The following is a 19,284-nucleotide window of genomic DNA, read 5'->3' as shown; positions in this document are numbered from 1 at the left end:
CCGGTGCGTCCCGGGGGCATCCTGGCTGATGTGCAGCTCACCGGCGCGTAACGGGTTGTCGGAAACAGTCATTCCTGCACTATCGCCGCCGAGGGGTGCCGGTGGATTGGACAAATGTTCCCGTCACCGATCTCGGTAGCATGGCCGCATGGGGTCCGTGACGACCGAGCACGGCGATGCGCTGTTGTGGGACATCGCCGGCCCACGACGGCCGCTGCGCGTTCCCGGCGTCACGATGGCCGGTTTCGGTGACCGCGGCCTGACCCCGGCCCGGCTACGCCTGATCCCGCATCCGGCCGTCACCGTGCTGTTCGTCCTCGGCGACCCGTTCACCCTCGAGGATCCCGCCGGGCGACGACATCGGGGCAGTTTCGTCATCGGGGCCGGTTTCGGCGATGTCCTGCACGGCCCGGACGTGCGCGCCCCCGATTGCCTGCAGATGCGGCTGGCACCGACGCTCGCGCAGGCGGTACTGGGCCCTGCGGTGGCCGACCTCAACGATGCGGTCGTCACTCTCGACGAATTGCTCGGCCCCGAGGCGACCCGAATCAGCGAGCAGCTCAACGTTTTCCGCTCCTGGGACGAGCGCTTCGCCTGGGCCGAGCACTGGGTCGCGGGGCGCGCCGCCCTTGCGCCGGTCTACCCGGAGATCACCTGGGCCTGGCAGCGGCTCGTCACCGGCCACGGCACACCCCGTATCGAGGACCTGGCCGCCGAACTGGGCTGGAGCCGCAAGCGCTTGTGGTCGCGCTTCAATTCTCAACTCGGCCTCCCGCCCAAACGCGCCGCGAAACTCATCCGCTTCGACCACGCCGTCCACCGCCTGGTCGCGGGCCACGCCCCGGCCGCGGTCGCCGCCGAATCCGGTTACGTCGACCAATCCCACCTACACCGAGACGTCATGTCCTTCACCGGAACCACCCCCGCCACGGTCATCGACGAACCCTTCCTCGCCGTCGACCACCTCGCCTGGGGCAGCCCTGCCCGCCCGCGTCCCGCTACGGCTGTGCGCGCCAAGGGAAATCGGTGAGATCCGGCTCCACCCACCCGTTCCGAGCCTGCGGCAGCGCCAGCGTGCCCGGCCGATAGAAACGCATCAGCAGCCGCTTGTCGAGCAGGGCGCGATGATGCTCGGCGAACGCGGCGAACTCGTCCTCCCCGGACTCGAAGGCATGATGCCCGACCAGTTCCACCCAGGCGCGACTGACGGTGACGTGATACTTCTGCGGCGCCCCCGCATACCGCGCCGTGCGCTGAATCCCATTGCTCACCAACTCGATCGCCGCAGCCACCCCACACCGCCGCACCGCCAGCCACGTCAGATGCACATGCTGCCGATGCCCGAACCGCTCAGCCTCAGCCATCACTTCGGCCATCATCTCGTCGAATTCGTCGGGGAACTCCGATTGTGAGGTCATGACGACACCTCCGTCAGTGCTTGCAATGCATCCCGCAGCCCCGCAACAACGTCCGCGGGCAGCCCCGCAAGCGCCCGGCGCTCCAGATCGGCCATGGCTTGCCGGATGATCGCGGCGGTCGCCCGCCCCGACGCCGTGAGCTCGATCAACACCGCCCGCCGATCACCCGGCCGACTACCGCGCGTGATATGCCCCCGCCGCTCCAACCGATCCAACACGCTGGTCAACGTCGTAGGCCGGGTACCCACGTCGACCCCCAACTCGGACACCGTGCGCCCGCGGCCATCGGCCAGGTTAGCCAACGCGTTGATCTCCGAAGCAGTCAAATCCAGATCAACCAACTGCCCCGCAAGCACCTGCAACGTGGCATGTGTCGCCCGCTGCAACGCAAGCACAGCAGACCATTCCGAAGACGCCGACGTAGATACCACGATTTCGTACTATACGATTTCGTCGCATCTGTGACAAGCCCCGACGGCGGGCCTCCACGAAGAGCGTTGTGAGCTAACGGGATTGACAGCCGAGCCGCGGGTGGCCAGGATTGCCGAAACAGCATGTGGGGGAGCGGTGGGCGTGGACATTGCCATCCGAATCGAGGCGCAAGACGTGTCGGCCGAGCTGGCGGCGCTACGGGACTGGCTCGGAGCCGAGGACGAACTGCGAGGCCGGGTGCAGCCGGAGCCCATGTTCCTCGACGTAGGCAAACTCGGGCCGGTGCTCGATACGCTCGTCGTCGCGCTCGGCAGCGGTGGTGCGGTGGCGGCGAGCGCCAAAGCCCTTTCGGCGGTGGTGATCCAGTGGCTGCAACGCCGCACCGGCGATGTGAAGATCACCCTGGTGCGCGCTGACGGCTCTTCGCTCGAGTACGAGGCGAAGGCGGTCTCCGGCATGACCCTGTCGGAAGTCGATGCGGCCGTGGACAAGCTCAGCCGCAGCCTCGACAGCACGCCAGATGCCGACTGACCCAACAGGTCCCGCGATTCGTCTCGGCCTGAACGGACCCGGAGTCCGAGTAGTGGTAGTCGGCTCCGGCAGCTACACCGAAGGCTCCGCCCTGCCACCGGTATCCGCCGTCGCGGCCAGCGTCACCGACATCGCCGCCGCCCTCACCGACCACTGTGACGTCCGGCCCGACACCCTCACCACCCTCATCGACCCCGTCGACCCATCGGCCCTCTATGGCGCGCTCAAATCGGCGATGACCGAGGCCACCGACACCTTCGTCCTCTACTTCGTCGGCCACGGCCTGCTCAACGCCGACAACGAGCTGTACCTGGCCACCTTCGCCACCGACCACCTCACCGATCTGACCTACAAAGCTCTGCCCTACAGTCGAATTCGCGACCTGATCACCCACTGCCCGGCCCGCACCGTCGTGGTGATCCTCGACTGCTGCTTCGCCGGCCGCGCCCGCGGCAACGCCCCCCGCGCGCCCTCCGAGATCCTCAACCTCGCCGAAACCGGCGGCGCCTACCTGCTGGCCGCCGCCTCCTCCACCGTCCAAGCACTCGCCCCCATCGGAGACACCCACACCGCCTTCACCGGCGCGTTACTGACCCTCCTGACCAACGGCGACCCAGGACTACCGCCACTTATCACCATCGAAGGGGCCTGGCGACACCTCCGCCGTGAGCTACCCACCCACCATGCACCCGCCCCGGTCCGCAGCATGTCCGGCCGCGCGGGCGACGTCGTCCTCGCGCTGAACCCCGCCGCACCCGCTCTGACCGGAACCAACGGGCAACCACCCGAGGTGCCAACGGATCTCGAGGATCTCACCGACTGCCCCTACCGCGGCCTGCAATCCTTCACCTCCGACGACGCGGCCTACTTCTTCGGCCGCGATGCCGTCCTGTCGAACCTGCTGGAGAAACTGGCCGATTTCTCCACCGCTGGACTCAGCGTCGTCGTCGGTACCTCCGGGGTCGGCAAGACCTCGCTGCTCCACGCGGGACTGTTGCCCGCCGTGGCACGCGGAGACCTGTCGATCGCCGGTTCGGGCGCGTGGCCGACACTGGCGATGACACCGGGCCCCCACCCGGTCACCACGCTGGCACAGCGCCTCAGTGACCTCTGTGAGGAGTCGGAAGACGAGCTCCGACAGGCGATCTCCGAGATTCCGGCGGACCTGACCCCACTGCTGTCGAAGAACCTTCCCTCCGGCACCCGCCTGCTGATGGTGATCGACCAATTCGAAGAAACCTTCACCACCTGCACCGACGAATCCGAACGCCAAGCCTTCATCACCGCCCTCACCACCCTCGACCGCGCGGTCGCGCTGATCGTGGTGGGTCTACGCGCCGACTTCTACGCCCACTGCTGGAAGTACCCCGACCTCCTCGAATCCATCCGCCACCGCCAAATCCCCATCACCCCCATGACCATCGACGACCTGACCCAGGTCATCGACGAACCCGCCCGCCTCGCCGGCCTCACCCTCGAACCCGGCCTCACCACCGAACTCCTCCAAGACCTCGCCGACGAGCCCGACCGAGCCGTCGCCGCCCTACCCCTGCTCTCCTATGCCCTGCAACGCATCTGGTCTCGCCGATCCGGCGCCACGCTGACTCTGGCGGGCTATGCGTCCACCGGCGGCATCCGCCACGCAGTCGCTCAGCAGGCCGAGAACGCCTACACCAGCCTCGCCCCCACCGACCGTGAAGCCGCGAAAGCTCTGCTACTCCGCATGATTCACCTCGGCACCGACACCGAGGACACCCGCCGCAGCCTCGACATCCACGACCTGCTCAGAGCCAACCCCCGCGACACCGCAGCCCTCGAACATGCCCTGGGTGCCTTCGTCCAAAGCAGACTCGTCAGCGTCGACAGCGACACCGCGCAGATCGCCCACGACGCCCTGCTCCGCGCCTGGCCGAGACTGCGCCAGTGGATCGCTGCCGACCGTGCGGGATTACTCGTGCGTCAACAACTTCGGCTGGCCGCCGCCGAGTGGGATCGGGGCGGGCGAAATCGTGAAGACCTGTATCGAGGGACGAAACTCGCGGATGCGAGGCTGTGGGCGCGCCAACACGGTCCTCTCGATGGAACCGATCAGCAATTCCTCACGGCCTCCGCAGGCGCCCAGCGCCGAATCCGGATAGCCAGTCTCGCGGTGGTCGCACTGCTGGTCGCGGTGATCGCTGGAATCGGGGTCGTCGTCAAGGGGGCCTTCGACAACAGCGATCTCCAACACCGGAACGCGGATTTCGCTGCAATTCTGGCCGAGTCGGATCGTCTGGTCGATACGGACCCATCACTGTCCGCGCAACTCGTCCTGACAGCATCCAGAATTCGGCCATCCGACCCCGCGGTCGTGTCACGGATGGTCAGGACCGAGTATCAGCCGCTATCGGTGGCATTGGGCACCATCGAACCCGACGGACCTCGACTTGTAGGCTACAGCGGGGATGGCAATGTGCTGGCCGCCGAGTACGGTACTGCAACTGAAGTTAGTATCCGCGTGTGGTCACTGACCGATATGGCGAAGCCGCACGTACTTGTCGACAAGCTGAAACCCACCGGCGATCTCATTGAACATCTGGTGCTGAACAACGATGGTACGTTGCTTGTAGTTTCCTACTTCGGTGGTAACGCCGATCTGTGGGACATTAGTCAGCCAGGCTCGCCACGCAAGATCGACTTCTACGTCGATCGGAACGAAAGTTTTGGAGTCGGCGTAGCATTCGACCCGACTGATCCCGTCCTCGCAATGGGGGAGGGCGATGGTGTACATATGTGGAACTATCGCGATCCGGCGAGATCCAGGTACATTCCATTGCCACTATCGCAAAACATGGGATCGATTGCGATCAGTCATGACGGCACGCTGCTGGCAGTGTCGGATCACTGTGGCGCGCTTATTACTTTGGTGAGCATAGACGGCGACAGCCCGGCGCAGATCGGCGATCAACACGAATGTTCGACAGCCAGGGGGCTATCGGGAAAACTTGTCATGAGCCCGAACCGACGCTACCTCGCTTCGAGTGGTCATGATGGATCCGTGCGGCTGTGGGATATTGCCGATTTGCAACACCCACAATCATTTCCGCCGCTGAAGATCGACCCATTGCAGATGACAAGCCCGGATCTGGCCTTCGCTGATGATTCAACGCTCATTGTTGTCGATCAAGGTACCAAGAAACCGCGAGTGTGGAATCTGAGCGATCCGCTTCACCCTACCCAATTGGGGCCGGCGTTGACGGTCGGTAATGACGAAATCGGGCTTGTGGCGGTGGGTCCCGCAGGGCGTGTGATGACCGAAAATGCTAAGGGTGAACTGCGCATCTGGACATTGCCGACTGCTGTGGTCGGAGGTGATGCCGGAGGTGACCCGCGCCTATCTGAACTTTCCTTCAGCAGTGACGCGCGGTTGATGTCAGCGGTTGTCGATGCCGATCAAGTCGTAGATTTGTTCAACCTGTCCGACCCGTACCGTCCGCGCCGGATCGCGAACATCCACTGTGGCATTCGTTGCTTGGGTGCGAAGCTGAGTCCCGATGGAAAGACTTTTGCCGTTGCCTTCTTGGAAAAGTCGCAAAATTGGCCCACCGTAATGCTTTACGATCTCACCATCCCATCGCACCCGGTCCTTTTGAGCACTGCCATCGGGGCGGCGATCCACGAGCCGGATTCGGCGTGGCCGTTCGCGTTGAAAGATTTCAGCCCCGACTCCAGGTTCTTGATCATCGTCCAGAATCAACACATACGGGTGTGGGACCTCGCGGACCGTTCGAGTCCCCAACCCGTCGGCGACCTGCTGGCGAATTTCCAGCAGATCGGGTTCAGCCCCGATGGCAAGCTGATTGCCGTGCTCGATATCGCTGGGAAACTGCAACTTTGGAGGTGGACAGATGAGCACAGGCTCGAGCGATACGGTCCACTGTTGTCCGCTCGATTGCCGATCTCATCGTTCGCGTTTCACCCGAACCTCCAGACACTGACAACCGTATATAGGGGCGGGAAGATTCAGTCCTGGACGGACACCGGCGAAACTGGGCTGATGACAGCTAGCGGAGTTCTGGACGTCTCTGCCGAAGGGATCAGGGGTCTCGAGTTCGTCGGACAGACTGGCCGGGCAGTAGTTTCGGATACGAGCGGGTCAGTGCGCGTGTGGGATCTGAGCGATCCATCGCACCCCGTACCTGGTGACGTATCGATCAGCCCGCTCGCAGGCGGTTGGGAGCTCTACCCTCTGGGCATTCCTGACGCGGTGGTCACCTACGACGTCACCTCGGGCCTATATCTCTGGAGCTTAGATCTCTCTGCGATCGCATCGCACATCTGTTCTGCGACAGGGCAACCGGAAATCGACCGGATGAAACCTCATCTGCCTGCGGGATTCGATTACCGGATACCGTGCCCTTAGACAACATGGCGCGACTCAGCCCAACAGTTCGTCCAAATAGCACCAGCGCCAGGATTCGCCCGGTTCCACGCTGCGCATGACCGGGTGGGCGGTGTTGTTGAAGTGTTTGGTGGCGTGGTTGCCGGGGGAGGAGTCGCAGCAGGCTACGTGGCCGCAGTCGAGGCACATGCGGAGGTGGACCCAGACCAGGCCCTCGTCGAGGCATTCGCCGCAGGCATCGGGGGTGTCGGGGGTGCGGACGCAGGGGGCTTCGCGGAGGTGTTCGCAACCGGCGGTGATGGGGGAGCTCAGGGCGAGGCCGTCGTCATCGTCGGCTTCCGAGATGCGGTCGATGGTGGATTCCTCGATGTCGAGGGTGGCCATGACCGCTTGCAGGACTTCCTGATCGATGACGCCGGAATCGCGGATGCGCAGCACGGTTTCGCGTTCGGCGGCGAGCATGGCCAGGCGTAGTCGGCGGTATTCGCCGCTGGGGGTGACGCGCTGGGATTCGGAGCGGCCCAGCAACTCCCATGCGGATTGGGCGCGTACCACCACGCGGTTGCGCAGGGCGTCGACGACGTCGGGTGGGGTTTCCGGCGAGATGTTCTCCTCGAGCGCCTTGAGGCCCGCGGTGGTGGCCTGCTGCAGCAGATTGGCTTCCTGCAGCAAGTCTTCGGCCTGACTGGGCCCGCGCAGGCGCAGCACCCGCACCAGCGCCGGCAGCGAGAGTCCTTGCAGCAGCAGGGTTCCGCCCACCACGACCACGGCCAGCAGTCGCAGGGTCGCCAATTCCGGTGTATCACTGGGCAGCAGCAGCGCCGCGGCCAACGTCACCACGCCGCGCATGCCCGCCCAGCCCACGACGGCTGGACCGGTCCAATCCGGTTTGGGCTTGCCCTGCCGCTTTCCCTCGATCGCCCAGGCCAGATACGTGGCCGGGAACGTCCAGATCGGCCGCACCACGATCACCGTCACCAGCACCGCCGCACACGTCAGCAGCAGCGTGGTGTGCGGCAGCCCGCTGTGCCACGCAGCCTCCACGAGATGACGCACCTGCAAGCCGATGAGCAGGAAGACCGCGCTCTCGAGCAGGAACTGGATGGTGCGCCAGTTGGTGTGCTCGGCGATGCGCGAGGCCGCGCTCTGCCATTGCGGCGCACCGTGACCGAGGATGAGCCCGCAGGTGACCACCGCGATCACGCCTGAAGCGTGGATGGCCTCCGCAGGCAGATAGGCGATCCACGGCGCGAGCAGCGACACCGAGGTGTCCAACACCGGATCGTTGATGCGCCGTCGCAGAAACGCCAGCACCATCGCTGCCACACCGCCGATGAGCGCGCCACCACCGGCCGCGCCGACGAAACTGGCCCCCGCCTGCCACATCGTCACACTGCCCGCCATGGCCGCGACCGCGGTCCGCAGCGTCACCAGCGCGGTGGCGTCGTTGAACAGGGATTCGCCTTCGAGCAGGGTCACGATCCGCCGCGGCATCCCCACGCGCCGCGCCACCGCCGTGGCCGCCACGGCGTCGGGCGGGGCGACGATCGCCCCGATCGCGACGGCGGCCGAGAACGGCACCGGCAGCAGCCAATACACCACCCCGCCCACCGCGAACGCGGTGAACAACACCAACCCCACCGACAGCATGGTGATCGAGGTCTTCTTGGGCCGGAAGTCGACCAGCGAGGTGCGGATCGCGGTCGTGTACAGCAGCGGCGGCAGCAACCCCAGCAACACCAGCTCGGGTTCGATATCGAACTCCGGCACGAACGGCAGATACGAGGCCAGCACACCGGCCACCGTCAGAACGAACGGCTCACCCCACCCCAGCCGTCGCGCACCGGCCGCCAATGCGACCGCCACCGACACCAGCACGACGAGTCCGAACGCCCACTCCACGGGAATATCCTGCCAGTTGCGGCCCCTGAACCCCGCACCGGCTCGCCACGGGCGAACACGCGCGCCCGTGAACCGCTGCTATTCGGCGTGTCCGGAGATCGACCGGGAGATGGCGAACACCCCGATGCGGGCGATCAACGCCAGCACCCACAGCCCGATCCCGATGAGACTCCATTCCGTCCCCGAATTGGCGTACGTCCCGGCGAGGATGGCGACCACCCCCGAACCGAAACACAGGGCCGTGACCCCATTGCAGACGTTGCGCGTGATGTGCAGGCCGACGGGCAGACCCGCGGTTGGCTCGATACTGATGGTGAATCTCCCTGCCCGACTACTGATCCCAACCACGGGACCTTAGCGTGTCCCGGCCCACACCGCCGAGTCGGTGCCAACCAGCGGGCAGGACAACGATATTCGCGTTCGGCATCGCCGGAGTAATCGGCCGCGATAGGGTGCGCCGCACGCGAACTACTGCGCGCAGCCAGACCCACGGAGTATCGATGTCCCTACCAACACACCGGCCCAAGACCAGGCTCGGCGGGCCCGGACCGGGTGCACTGGGGATGGCGATGGCCGCGACGCTCGCACTGGGCATGCCGGCTCTGGGCGCGGGAACGGCAGGCGCGGAACCGGTTTCGCCGCTCGCGTGCACCGGATCGCACTGGGTCGGAGCGTGGGCGGCCGCGCCGTCGGACTGGTTGGGACTGGCCGATCCCGCGCTGGCCCCGCAGGTTTCCGTCGGCGATCAGACCTATCGGATCGTCGTCACACCGCACCTGGGTGGCGGCAGCGTCCGCCTCCATCTCACCAACCGCTATCGCCCGCTGCCGCTCACCATCGGTGCGGTGACGATCGGGGTGCAGGCGAGCGGGGCGGGCGTCGACCCGGAATCGCTTCGCCCGGTGACCTTCTCCGGCCGCGCCGGCGCGACCATCGCCGCGGGCGACGACCTGATCAGTGATCCGATCGAGCTGCCGGTGCGGGCGTGGCAGCGGCTCGCGGTGAGCGTGCATCTGCCGGAGTTCGCGCCGCTGTCGACCGAGCATTTCGACGGTGAGGCCACCAGCTACTACGCGCTACCCGGCACCGGCGACCACACTGCCGACACCGCACCCGACGCCTTCGCCCTGCACACCACCGCGGTGCCGCTGGCCTCCGGCATCGATGTGCAGGCCCCCGGTTCGGTGTCGAGCCTGGTCGCCCTGGGTGATTCGATCACCGACGGCTACGTCGCCTCGAATGTGCTGGGCGTCCCGCAGGACTCGAACGTGGTGGACACCGACTCCCGCTATCCGGACTTCCTGCAACGCCGCCTCGACGCGGCCGGGCGCGCTATCTCGGTGCTCAACCTGGGGATCTCCGGCAACCGGGTGCTCGCCGGTGGTTTCATCCCGCAATTCGGACCCAGCACCCTGGACCGTCTCGACCGCGATGTCCTCGCACAATCCGGCGTCACCGATGTCATCCTCCTGGAGGGCATCAACGACCTCGGCGTCCCCATCGGCGCGAATTACGAGCAACTCGTCGCCGGATACACCACCCTGATCGCCCGCATGAAAGCCGCGGGCCTGCACGTCCATCTGGGCACCCTGACCCCCGCCGCCAATGCCATCACCGACGGCCTGTCCGCGCCCCTGGCCGATGGCGTGCGCCTGCGTCTCAACGACTGGATCCGCCACCAGACCCTCGCCGACAGCGTCATCGATTTCGCTGCCGCCCTCGCGAACCCGGCCGACCCCAGCACCCTCGATCCTCGCTTCGCCGGGCCGGACAACCTGCACCCCAACCCCGCCGGTTATCAGGCCATGGCCGAAGCCGTCGACCTGAACCTGCTGCACGGCTCCGAGTGCGGCTAGTTGTCCTTACCGGCAGGGAGTTGCAACCCCCGCAGCAGTAGGCCGACCAGTCGGCGGGGGTCGTAGCGCGGATCGTCGTCGCGGCCGATGCAGAGGTTGCCGACGCCACGCATCAGCTCGAAAGCCTCGGTACCGGGCGTGATTTCACCGGCCGCCTCGGCAGCGGCGAGCAACTGCGCGCAGACCGGCACCAGCCGGTCGAGGAAATACGTGTGCAGCGCATCGAAGCCGTCGCTGCGCGGCGCGTCGGCCAACCCGTGCTTGGTGACCAGGAAATCGATGAACAGATCGATCCAAAGACGCAGAGCGGTCAACGCGGAATCGTTCTCGGCCAACAGGATCGGGCCCGCCTCCGCGCACGCCTCGACCTGGTGGCGGTACACAGCCACGACCAACTCCGCCCGCGTCGGAAAATGCCGGTACATCGTCCCGATCCCGACACCCGCGCGGGCGGCGATCTCACGGATCGGTGCATTGACACCCGACGTCACGAACACCTCGGCCGCCGCCGACAGCAGCGTCTGCTGATTGCGCACCGCATCGGCGCGTTTACCGCGCCCCGAGACCTGCTCGGACCCGTCTGTGCTCGACACCGCGCGCACTCCTTCCCACGAACTGTTTACAAAGCGGAACATTGTTCCGTATAGTTCCGGAACATCGTTCCGCTTGTGCAGCTTAGCTCGAGCGGTCACACGATTCAGGGAAGGAATCCAGTCATGAACGAATCAGCCTCTGACACCAATCCCATGGCGGTGGCCTCGGTCGCCCCGGTGGTGCTGAACAGTCCCGGACGCGCGGTCGATCTGCAGCTGCGGGTCTCCGCGCCCGTCACAGGGAACAACCTGCCGATCGTGCTGTTGTCCCACGGCCTCGGTCACTCCAACCACCTGTCCTCCCTCGACGGCTATGCCCCGCTCGCCCATTACTGGGCCGCGCACGGTTTCGTGGTGATCCAGCCGACGCATCTGGACTCCATGACCCTCGCCGACCACCCCGCCCTGAAACAAACTGCGGCCGAGTCGGTTCCGCACTGGCGATCACGCGCCGAGGACATGACGTTCATCCTCGACCGGCTCGAGGCGATCGAGGCCGCGGTCCCACAGCTGCGCGGCCGCCTGGATCCGAGCAAGGTCGCCGTGGCCGGGCACTCGATGGGCGGGCACACCGCCGGCCTGCTACTCGGTGCGCGCCTCACCGATCCCGCCAGCGGGAACCTGGTGAGCCACGCCGAACCCCGCATCGCCGCGGGCATGCTGTTCGCGGCACCCGGCCGCGGTGATGCGGTCACCGACTTCGTCGCCCAGAACTATCCGTTCCTTTCGACCACCGACTTCACCACGATGACGACCCCGGCGCTCGTGGTCGCCGGAGACAAGGACGCCTCACCCCATCTGACCGCGGCGGGCCCGGACTGGCACGTCGACCCCTACACCTTCGCCCCCGGCCCCAAATCCCTGCTCACCCTGTACGGCGCCGAACACGGTCTGGGCGGTATCTCCGGCTACGACGTCGCCGAAACCACCGACGAGAATCCCGAGCGCGTCGCCACGGTGCAGCGGGTAACCCTCGCCTACCTGCGTTCCGCGCTGTCTCGCGACGATTCCGACTGGACGCGAACCCAAGCCGAGATGGCCGACACATCGCACCCGATCGGTCGTATCGACACGAAGTAGCCGAACCAGCCGGTCCGCGGCGTGGATTCGAGTGCTCTAGGGTTGCGGCGTGATTGTCGAGGGGGCGGCGAGCAGCCGGATCGAGTTGTGGGTGAAGCGGGTTCAGGACGGTGTGCTGCTGTCCGCGGCGGTGACGTATCTCGTTGCCCTCGGCATTGTCGCGGTGCGGAGCGGGAATCATTACCTCGGGCATCGCCCGATGGTCTTGCTGGCCTGGCTGATTCCGGCTCCCGCGGCGGGCGTGTGGGTGGTGGTTCGAGCGGCACGGCGGCCGTGGCGGCGGCTGCGGTTGATGGCGGTGACGTGGCTGTTGCTGCTGATCGCGCTCGCCGCCGCGCCCTCGGTGATCGCCCAGGCTCGGTACGGGCCCGCGAATTTCACCAGCTACCTGCCGTTTCCGACGTCGATCGGGTACCTGCTGTTGCGCTTCACGGTGACGCAAGTGGCACTCGTCGTCGTGTTGCAGCTTGTCCCGACGGTGTCGGTCTTGATCACAGGACGCCTTGGCATCGATCCGACCGGCCGAATTCGGGCCTGGGCCTGGAGGTCCGGGACGGCCGTGGTCGCGGCGGCGACCGTCGCCACCGTCACCGCGCTATCGGCGGGCGGTCTGCACGCCGTCGACGTGAACGACACGGCGGCCGAATCGAATCCGGCGATCAACCATCTGCCGATGCTCGACCTGTCCCGGACCTCGATGCCGCCGATCGATCGGATAGCGAAGCTGGGGTCGGCCCCGGCCGGGCCCTGGGCCCTCGTGACCGAACCCTCGTTAGGGTGGGCGGTCGGGATCGATCCACGGTCCGGAAAGACCCGCTGGCAGGTGCGCCGCGCGGGCGCGGAACCGAATGTGCTCGGCTCCGGTGCTGTCGGCGATCAATACCTCGATTTGGCCTTCTACTCGGATCTGACACCGCTGATCATCGACACCGATACCGGTGTGGCCGAGCCGTTCCGGGCCGATCAGCACACCGGCAAGCCGACATGGACCTTCGACCCCGCGGCGGTCGGCTGTGTGCCGGGAAGGGAATCCACCCCGGTGCGCGGCAGCGACGTGATGCTGTACGAATGCCCGGAAGGCCCGTACACCGCGGGTGGCAAATCTCCCGACTACACGGTGGCCGGTGTGGCCGCCGGTACGGGCCAGGTCTTGTGGAAGCGTTCCGGCGTACGGGGATTGATCCGGATGACGGTGGACAAGGTCGCCGCACTCGCGCTGCCGGACGGCTGCGACACCGTCGACGCGCGGACCGGTGCGACCATCGGCCATTTCGACAGCGGTTGCGACGCCTCCACCGTCCTACTGGACGGGCACGTTCTGGACGGTTCGTTTGTGTACGCGTCCACCGGGCTGTTCAGCGGGAAGACCTTCCGGCTGCTGGGGCCGGATGCCAAACCGCAGTGGAGCGCACAGATCCCGGACGGTCTGCACGCGTGCGACTGGACCATCACCGGCAACGAACTCCTCATGGCCTGGCGGCGGGAAGACAACAGCGAGTGCGGTGACGCCTTCAAATACGAGTTCGGCAAACCCGAGTCCGGCTGGGTCGTGGCCTTCGATCTCACCGACGGCCACCGCAGCGTGGTCATCGGTCCCGGACCGCTCCCCGGCGGCGAGAACCCCATCCTCACCATAGATGTCGCCGTGAGCTACTTCGGTGCGACCCTCCGAACACCCCAGTCCTGGGGCGTCGCGATCCCAGGCCGCGACGGCACCCTCGCCATCATCCCGTCGACCTAGCCCGGACGCGGCGCGGATTCGAGGGGTTTGCCCGCGTCTCGCCAGGCGGTGAGACCGCCGGCGAGGCTGAACGCGTCGTAGCCGCTGCGGCGGGCCAGGGCGGCGAAACGCAGGGACACCTCACCGACGGGGCATACGAAAACCAGTGGGCGCGAGCGGGAGAACGGGATGCCCTGCGTGAACATGTCTTCGAGTTGGTCGTCGCGAATGTTCAACGCGCCCGGCACATGCCCGATGCGATAGGCCATCGCGCCGCGGGTGTCGACGATGGTGGGCCGGGCCTCACGGTCGAGTCGCTCGAGGGCGTCGGGGGTGAGGGTGGGGGTGGCGGAAAGCTCGGTACTCGTTGGGGGTTGGGCGCGGCCGGGCTTGCCGAACAGTTCCGGGCGGCGCTTGCGGATGTAGGACAGATACGGTTCGAGGCGGTCGCAGACGATGAACACCGCGACCAGCGGTTCGGTGCGCGGCTCGATGGTGGCCAGGAAGTCCAGTGCCGCAGCGTAGGTCGCGCCGCTGGTGGGCCCGGCCAGGACGCCGTGGGTGGTGGCCAGTGCGAGGGTGGCGTCGACGGCGCGCCCGGCTTCCACGGCCAGGATCTGGTCGTAGAAGTCGGGCTGGAACAGGCCCACATCCCACATCTCGGTTTCCGAGCGGATGCCCGGAATGAAGTCGCCGCGTTCGGAGACCACGGCGATGGTCTCGAGATCCGGATTGTGTTTGCGCAGAAAGGTCGCGGTGCCGCGCGTGGATCCGGTGGTGCCGAGCCCGCCGATCAGATAGTCGACGCGGGTGATGCCGTCGCGCGAAAGATCCTCGTGGATCTCGCGTCCCGTGCCCTGATAGTGCGCCTCGATGTTCTTCTCACTCGTGTACTGCGAGGGGTGATACCAGGCCCCGGGTGTGCGGGCCATGGTCGACTCGATCACCGAGTACACGTCGTTGGGCGCGGTCGGATCCGGACATTCCGACAGTCCGGGCAGCTCCTCGATCTCGGTGCCCAACAGCTGCAACAGCTCCCGCACCTCGGCGACCTTGATCCGATTGGTGACCGCCCGCAACCCGACCCCGTGCATGGCGGCCAGAATCCGCAGCGCCTTGGCGGTATTGCCGCTCGACGCCTCGATCAGCGTCTTCTTCCCGGCGACGATGTCGTCGAGGTCGTCGCGGATCATGCCCCACGCCACCCGGTCCTTCACCGACCCGAACGGGTTGTAGAACTCGAGTTTCGCGTACAACTCGACATGCGGCAGCCCGTGCACGGCCGGATCCAGCCGCAGCAGCGGTGTGTTGCCGATCAGTTCGGTGATGTGGTCGTAGCGCATCAGGGCACCTCGTGCCGGTAGTCAACGTCGCGGCGCACGCGAAACGTCCCGGACCGTTGCGTCACTGCCAGTTTGGGTGGCACCGAATGCATCGATGCGCGCGCTGCCGATAAATCCATGTGGTAGGCAGCGGTATTGGGGAAGACCAGGAAGTCCCCCGGCGCGGGACAGCGCGGCAGCCACACCTTGTGATTGGTGATCAGATCCCGTTCCAGGCACAGCCGCCCGGCCAGGAACACCCCGACCGCACCGGAATTCGCAGGCCCGGCGGTCTCGTTCGCGGGCACCAGGATCGGATCCACCATCACCTCCTGATCCGCCGGTGTGACGGTGTCGCGGCTGAGATCCAGATTCACCAGCGTCGACCCGTCGGCGGTCTCCTTCACGAATTCCACCCGCGCCACCGTGATTCCGGCATGATCGACCAGCGACTTGCCCGGCTCCAGCCACACGTCCAGCAGATTCTCCGCCGCCACCGCCGCGATCTCGCGGCCGCCGTGTGATTCCAGCCCGGTATCGAGCAGATCCGAGAGCATCCGCTCGGCATCCACAGTGTTGGCGTATTTGTGAAAAACCGGTGTCCCGTGCACCGCGCCGTCCTCGAGATGGAACCCGAAAGTGTTGCCGCCCCAGGTCATCGGCTCCCCGCGACCCAGCAACGATTCCCGCAGCGCGTGCACATATGCGTCGAATGCCGTGGCATCGGCGGTGAACACCTGCCGGAATCCGCCGCCGATGTTGAGTACCGACGGCGTCAAACCGGCCGCGTACGCGCGCTCGGTCAACTCCAGGCAACTCTCCACCGCGCGCACCCGCTCGGCCGGTTCACCGGAGTCGAGATGAAAGGCGAACCCGCGGAACTCGATCCGCTCCCGCTCGGCGGCCAGCACCTTCACCACGGCGTCCACGCGCTGCAAGGGCACCCCGAACCGGCTCACCGGCGTGCCCGCGAAACCACTGACCCGCACCAGCACCGGCACCCGCGCCCCCGGTTCAGTCAGCGCCGCAATGCGTTCGAGCTCCCACTGATTATCGACATTGATCGTCACCCCGCTGCCGACCAACTGCGCCACGAACTCAGCACCTTTGGGCCCGGTCACCTCGATGCGGCCCGGCGTGAACCCCGCCCCCAGCGCACTGTCGAGCTCCGCGGTCGAGGCCACATCGATGCCCACCCCGGCCGCCCGGGCGGTCACCACGAACGCCCGCGACTGATTCACCTTGTGCGCGTAACAGATCCGGAACCCCGGCACCCGCGCGGCCAGCACCGCCCGCAACCGTTCCAGGTTCTCCGCGAACACCTGCGGAAACACCAGATGCGCCGGCGACCCGAACTCGGCCACCGCCGCCTCCACCGCGCCCGGTGACTCCAGGAACCCCCGCACCAGCGCATGCATCTTCGCCGGCAGCCCCGGCGGCGCGGCAGCCGTCATACCGCTGTTTCGCTGGCCGCCGCCGCGGGCGTGACCAAAGTCGGGTTGTAGCCGCCGTCGCGCAACGCCTCGAAGGCGCGATGCCGGTTGCGGGGACTGCGGAAGTCGGCGATCACGCGCTTGCTGACCAGATCGACCTCGGTCACGTCGATGCTCATCGACTCCAGCACGCCGGTGATGGTGCGCACGCAATGCTTGCAGGTCATGTCGGGCACGTAGAACACTCGATCCTCGGCCGCCAGTTCGGCGGTCTCCGAACCGGTTTCGGCCGCCACCTCGGCGACGGTGACCCGCTCGACGATCCGGGTGAACAGGTCGGTGAACTTGTCGATGACCAGCGGCAGGATGCTGTAGTGCGCGCCGTCGAGCTGATGCGGCATCGCCGCCAGACAGGCCGGGCGGGTGCCCGGCGGCAGCAGCGCGTACTGGCGCGAGATCAGATCCAGCTCGTCGTGGTACTTGGCGATCGCCTCGGCCTCGCTCAACCCCTCGGTGTGCATGGCGCGGCGCATGACCCGGTGCGCCTCCTCGATGGTCATGTCCTTCATGGCGCGCAGCGTCGCCACCGTCTCGGCCGAATACCGCACGGTCCCATCGGGTTGGGTGCTGAGCGTGACCGCGATCATGCCGCGCCGATAGCTCGAGGCCTGCAACTCCCAGAACCAGCGGGTGGCCACCGCCGAATAGATGCCCGAATCCTTCATCCCGACCGCGAATTCGGCGGCGCTGCGATACGGCGTGGTTCGCGCCAGCAGCGCGTGCTGGGCCAGCGCGCGGCCCGCCGCCTCGATGCCGACCCGGAAGATCTCGTACGGTTCGTGATCGGTGGTGGTGCCCTCGAGCACCGCCTCGTCACGCGGGCTCGACTCCGACATACGCTGCGCCAGCGCGGTATCGGCCTGCAGCGCGTGCCACAGCGTCAGCACCGTCTCGCGCATGGCGATCGGCACGATCGGACCCAGCCCGCCGCTGCGAAAGTGCCCGGTGTTGGGGATGCCGTCGCTGTCGGTCCAGGCGATGCGATGGGTGGCGCTGGTGACCTGATCGGCGCGACACGGCCGCATGAACCGCTCCAGATACAGCCGCTGCGACAGGTTGAGGTGCGAGCCCGGCTCCGGTTGCAATGCCGCGCACGTGTATTCGATGCGCCGCGGCGGTGGCAGCACCGGTGGTGCACCCAGCCCGGGGCGGGCCAGCACGGCCAGCACTCGCGACGCGGCGCGCCGGTCGTAGCGGGGTTCGGGACCGGTGGTTGTCAAGAGACCTCCTCGGCAATCGTGGCGACACACTCGGTGAACCGGTCGATCTCGTCGAAGGTGTTGTAGAGATGGGTCGACACCCGCACCGAGTCCTCGTCGGCCGGAGCCTCCGGTGCGTTCGTCTCGGCGGGCACGCAGTGCGCACCGGTGCGGACCAGGAAACCCAGCTCGCTGAGCACGAAACCCAGATCGTTGGAACTGATCCCGGCCAGCGTGAACGACACGATCCCGTAGCCGGTCTCACAGGGCGCGTAGGCGGGCCCGGGCAGGAACTCCAGCCCCGGAACCGGGCGCAAGCCCGCGATCAACCGCTGTGTCAACGCCCGATTGTGTTCGGCGATGGCCTCGAGGCCCACCTCGCCGAGCACCTCGAGCGCCGCGCCCAGCGCGAGAATCCCGGGAATGTTATGGGTGCCGCCCTCCAACAGTTGCGGCATCGCCCCGGCCAGCAGCCCCGAATCACCCAGCGACACCGCCGAATTCCCGCCGGGCAGGAACGGCGCGAGCTCGCCGTGGCGTCGGCGACGGCTGTACAACACCCCGGTGCCGGGCGCACCGAACATCTTGTGCGCGGAGAACACCGCGAAATCCGCATCCAGCTCACCGACATCGACCCGCAGATGCCCGCCGGACTGACTGCAGTCGAAACACAGTGCGATCGAGGGATCGATGCGTCCGCGCAACTCCTCGAGGGTGTTGAGCGCCCCGAACACGTGATGCAGATGGCTCACGGTGATCAACCGCGTGCGCGCGGTGATCCGGGCGGCAATGTCGTCGGTATCGGCCTCACCCAGCGCGTTCACCCGATACGGCACCAGCGTGACGCTGCGCCCGAACCGTGCCAGCAACTGCCGCACCTGCAACCACGGATACACATTCGACGCGTGATCGCGTGGGCTGTAAAGGATTTCATCGCCGTCCGCGAGATTGGTCAGCGCCCACGACAACGCCACCGCATTCAACCCGGCCGTCGCCCCACCGGTGAACACCACCTCATCCGCTGCGGCCCCGATGAATTCGGCCATCGCCGCCCGCACCTCCTCGATGCGGCGGGTCAGGCTCGATGCCCACGGATAGGTGCCGCGCCCGGCATTGGCGGTCCGCGCGCTGTGATAGCCCTGCACCACCTCGATCACCGGCAAGGGCTTCTGTGTGGTGGACGCGGAATCCAGATACACGTCCGAGGTCGCGCTCAGCGCGGGAAACAGGGTCCGCGCAGCAGTGACTACCGTTTCGCGGGCGGCAGGCCCGACAGCACTCGACGCTCGTGCAGCGCCGACTGACGCTGGTGCGGAGGCGCGCACCGGTGCCTCCCTCCGAAGAGTTCGCGCTGGAC

15 protein-coding genes are annotated in these 19,284 nt (G+C 66.7%); 6 read left to right on the top strand and 9 right to left on the bottom strand.

What is annotated here, in order from left to right; genetic code table 11:
- The first annotated feature begins 148 nt into the window (after positions 1-148).
- Positions 149-1,030, top strand: a complete 882-nt coding sequence (locus tag ACYVN4_RS06945) for an AraC family transcriptional regulator (protein WP_460718452.1) — start codon at positions 149-151, stop codon at positions 1,028-1,030.
- Here the strand turns inward: ACYVN4_RS06945 and ACYVN4_RS06940 are convergent.
- Together ACYVN4_RS06940 and ACYVN4_RS06935 are read right to left on the bottom strand one after the other, a co-directional pair.
- Positions 999-1,418: a hypothetical protein gene (locus ACYVN4_RS06940; protein WP_460718451.1), complete on the bottom strand. Its 420-nt coding sequence runs from the start codon at positions 1,416-1,418 to the stop codon at positions 999-1,001. The genes ACYVN4_RS06945 and ACYVN4_RS06940 overlap by 32 nt on opposite strands.
- On the bottom strand, positions 1,415-1,813 hold the full coding sequence (locus ACYVN4_RS06935; protein WP_460718450.1) for a MarR family winged helix-turn-helix transcriptional regulator: 399 nt from the start codon (positions 1,811-1,813) through the stop codon (positions 1,415-1,417). Before ACYVN4_RS06935 ends, ACYVN4_RS06940 begins: the two co-directional genes overlap by 4 nt.
- Positions 1,814-1,991: 178 nt before the next feature.
- On the opposite strand from ACYVN4_RS06935, the gene ACYVN4_RS06930 reads away from it, so the two are divergent.
- Together ACYVN4_RS06930 and ACYVN4_RS06925 are read left to right on the top strand one after the other, a co-directional pair.
- Positions 1,992-2,381 carry an effector-associated constant component EACC1 gene (locus ACYVN4_RS06930; protein ID WP_460718449.1) on the top strand — a complete coding sequence of 130 codons (390 nt, stop codon included), beginning with the start codon at positions 1,992-1,994 and terminating at the stop codon, positions 2,379-2,381.
- Between the two features lie 52 nt (positions 2,382-2,433).
- Positions 2,434-6,783 carry a caspase, EACC1-associated type gene (locus ACYVN4_RS06925; protein ID WP_460718448.1) on the top strand — a complete coding sequence of 1,450 codons (4,350 nt, stop codon included), beginning with the start codon at positions 2,434-2,436 and terminating at the stop codon, positions 6,781-6,783.
- Positions 6,784-6,798: 15 nt separating this feature from the next.
- On the opposite strand, the gene ACYVN4_RS06920 is transcribed toward ACYVN4_RS06925, so the two are convergent.
- Positions 6,799-8,664, bottom strand: coding sequence for a Na+/H+ antiporter (locus ACYVN4_RS06920; protein WP_460718447.1), 1,866 nt, complete (start codon positions 8,662-8,664; stop codon positions 6,799-6,801).
- Positions 8,665-8,742: 78 nt separating this feature from the next.
- A complete protein-coding gene (locus tag ACYVN4_RS06915) occupies positions 8,743-9,012 on the bottom strand; it encodes a hypothetical protein (protein ID WP_460718446.1) in 270 nt (89 codons plus the stop codon).
- A gap of 152 nt (positions 9,013-9,164) precedes the next feature.
- Between ACYVN4_RS06915 and ACYVN4_RS06910 the strand changes: the two genes are divergently transcribed.
- Positions 9,165-10,520, top strand: a complete 1,356-nt coding sequence (locus ACYVN4_RS06910; RefSeq protein WP_460718445.1) for a GDSL-type esterase/lipase family protein — start codon at positions 9,165-9,167, stop codon at positions 10,518-10,520.
- On the opposite strand, the gene ACYVN4_RS06905 is transcribed toward ACYVN4_RS06910, so the two are convergent.
- On the bottom strand, positions 10,517-11,113 hold the full coding sequence (locus ACYVN4_RS06905; RefSeq protein WP_460718444.1) for a TetR/AcrR family transcriptional regulator: 597 nt from the start codon (positions 11,111-11,113) through the stop codon (positions 10,517-10,519). The two genes, ACYVN4_RS06910 and ACYVN4_RS06905, sit on opposite strands and share 4 nt — an antisense overlap.
- 123 nt (positions 11,114-11,236) lie before the next feature.
- Here ACYVN4_RS06905 and ACYVN4_RS06900 point away from each other — a divergent pair, with 123 nt between their 5' ends.
- Both ACYVN4_RS06900 and ACYVN4_RS06895 read left to right on the top strand, forming a co-directional pair.
- Positions 11,237-12,193 (top strand): alpha/beta hydrolase family protein, encoded by a 957-nt coding sequence (locus ACYVN4_RS06900; protein ID WP_460718443.1) that lies wholly within the window; start codon positions 11,237-11,239, stop codon positions 12,191-12,193.
- A 49-nt stretch (positions 12,194-12,242) separates the two neighbouring features.
- Entirely contained in the window at positions 12,243-13,934 is a 1,692-nt protein-coding gene (locus ACYVN4_RS06895) for a hypothetical protein (RefSeq protein ID WP_460718442.1), read from the top strand.
- On the opposite strand, the gene ACYVN4_RS06890 is transcribed toward ACYVN4_RS06895, so the two are convergent.
- From ACYVN4_RS06890 to ACYVN4_RS06875, 4 genes are read right to left on the bottom strand one after another with little or no spacing between them, the layout of a single operon-like run.
- Positions 13,931-15,256 carry a pyridoxal-phosphate dependent enzyme gene (locus ACYVN4_RS06890; protein ID WP_460718441.1) on the bottom strand — a complete coding sequence of 442 codons (1,326 nt, stop codon included), beginning with the start codon at positions 15,254-15,256 and terminating at the stop codon, positions 13,931-13,933. The two genes, ACYVN4_RS06895 and ACYVN4_RS06890, sit on opposite strands and share 4 nt — an antisense overlap.
- Entirely contained in the window at positions 15,256-16,689 is a 1,434-nt protein-coding gene (locus tag ACYVN4_RS06885) for a type III PLP-dependent enzyme domain-containing protein (protein WP_460718440.1), read from the bottom strand. The genes ACYVN4_RS06890 and ACYVN4_RS06885 overlap by 1 nt, the downstream gene beginning before the upstream one ends.
- Positions 16,686-17,948: a heavy-metal-associated domain-containing protein gene (locus ACYVN4_RS06880; RefSeq protein ID WP_460718439.1), complete on the bottom strand. Its 1,263-nt coding sequence runs from the start codon at positions 17,946-17,948 to the stop codon at positions 16,686-16,688. The genes ACYVN4_RS06885 and ACYVN4_RS06880 overlap by 4 nt, the downstream gene beginning before the upstream one ends.
- Entirely contained in the window at positions 17,945-19,252 is a 1,308-nt protein-coding gene (locus ACYVN4_RS06875; protein ID WP_460718438.1) for an aminotransferase class V-fold PLP-dependent enzyme, read from the bottom strand. Before ACYVN4_RS06875 ends, ACYVN4_RS06880 begins: the two co-directional genes overlap by 4 nt.
- Positions 19,253-19,284 lie beyond the last annotated feature (32 nt).

Source organism: Nocardia heshunensis (assembly GCF_054782115.1).
This window is presented reverse-complemented; position numbering and strand designations above follow the sequence as displayed.

Coding starts and splice junctions, on each gene's coding strand:
- ACYVN4_RS06945 (WP_460718452.1), top strand. CDS start 149: ATGGGGTCCGTGACGACCGAGCACGGCGATGCGCTGTTGTGGGACATC.
- ACYVN4_RS06940 (WP_460718451.1), bottom strand. CDS start 1,418: ATGACCTCACAATCGGAGTTCCCCGACGAATTCGACGAGATGATGGCC.
- ACYVN4_RS06910 (WP_460718445.1), top strand. CDS start 9,165: ATGTCCCTACCAACACACCGGCCCAAGACCAGGCTCGGCGGGCCCGGA.
- ACYVN4_RS06900 (WP_460718443.1), top strand. CDS start 11,237: ATGAACGAATCAGCCTCTGACACCAATCCCATGGCGGTGGCCTCGGTC.
- ACYVN4_RS06890 (WP_460718441.1), bottom strand. CDS start 15,256: ATGCGCTACGACCACATCACCGAACTGATCGGCAACACACCGCTGCTG.
- ACYVN4_RS06885 (WP_460718440.1), bottom strand. CDS start 16,689: ATGACGGCTGCCGCGCCGCCGGGGCTGCCGGCGAAGATGCATGCGCTG.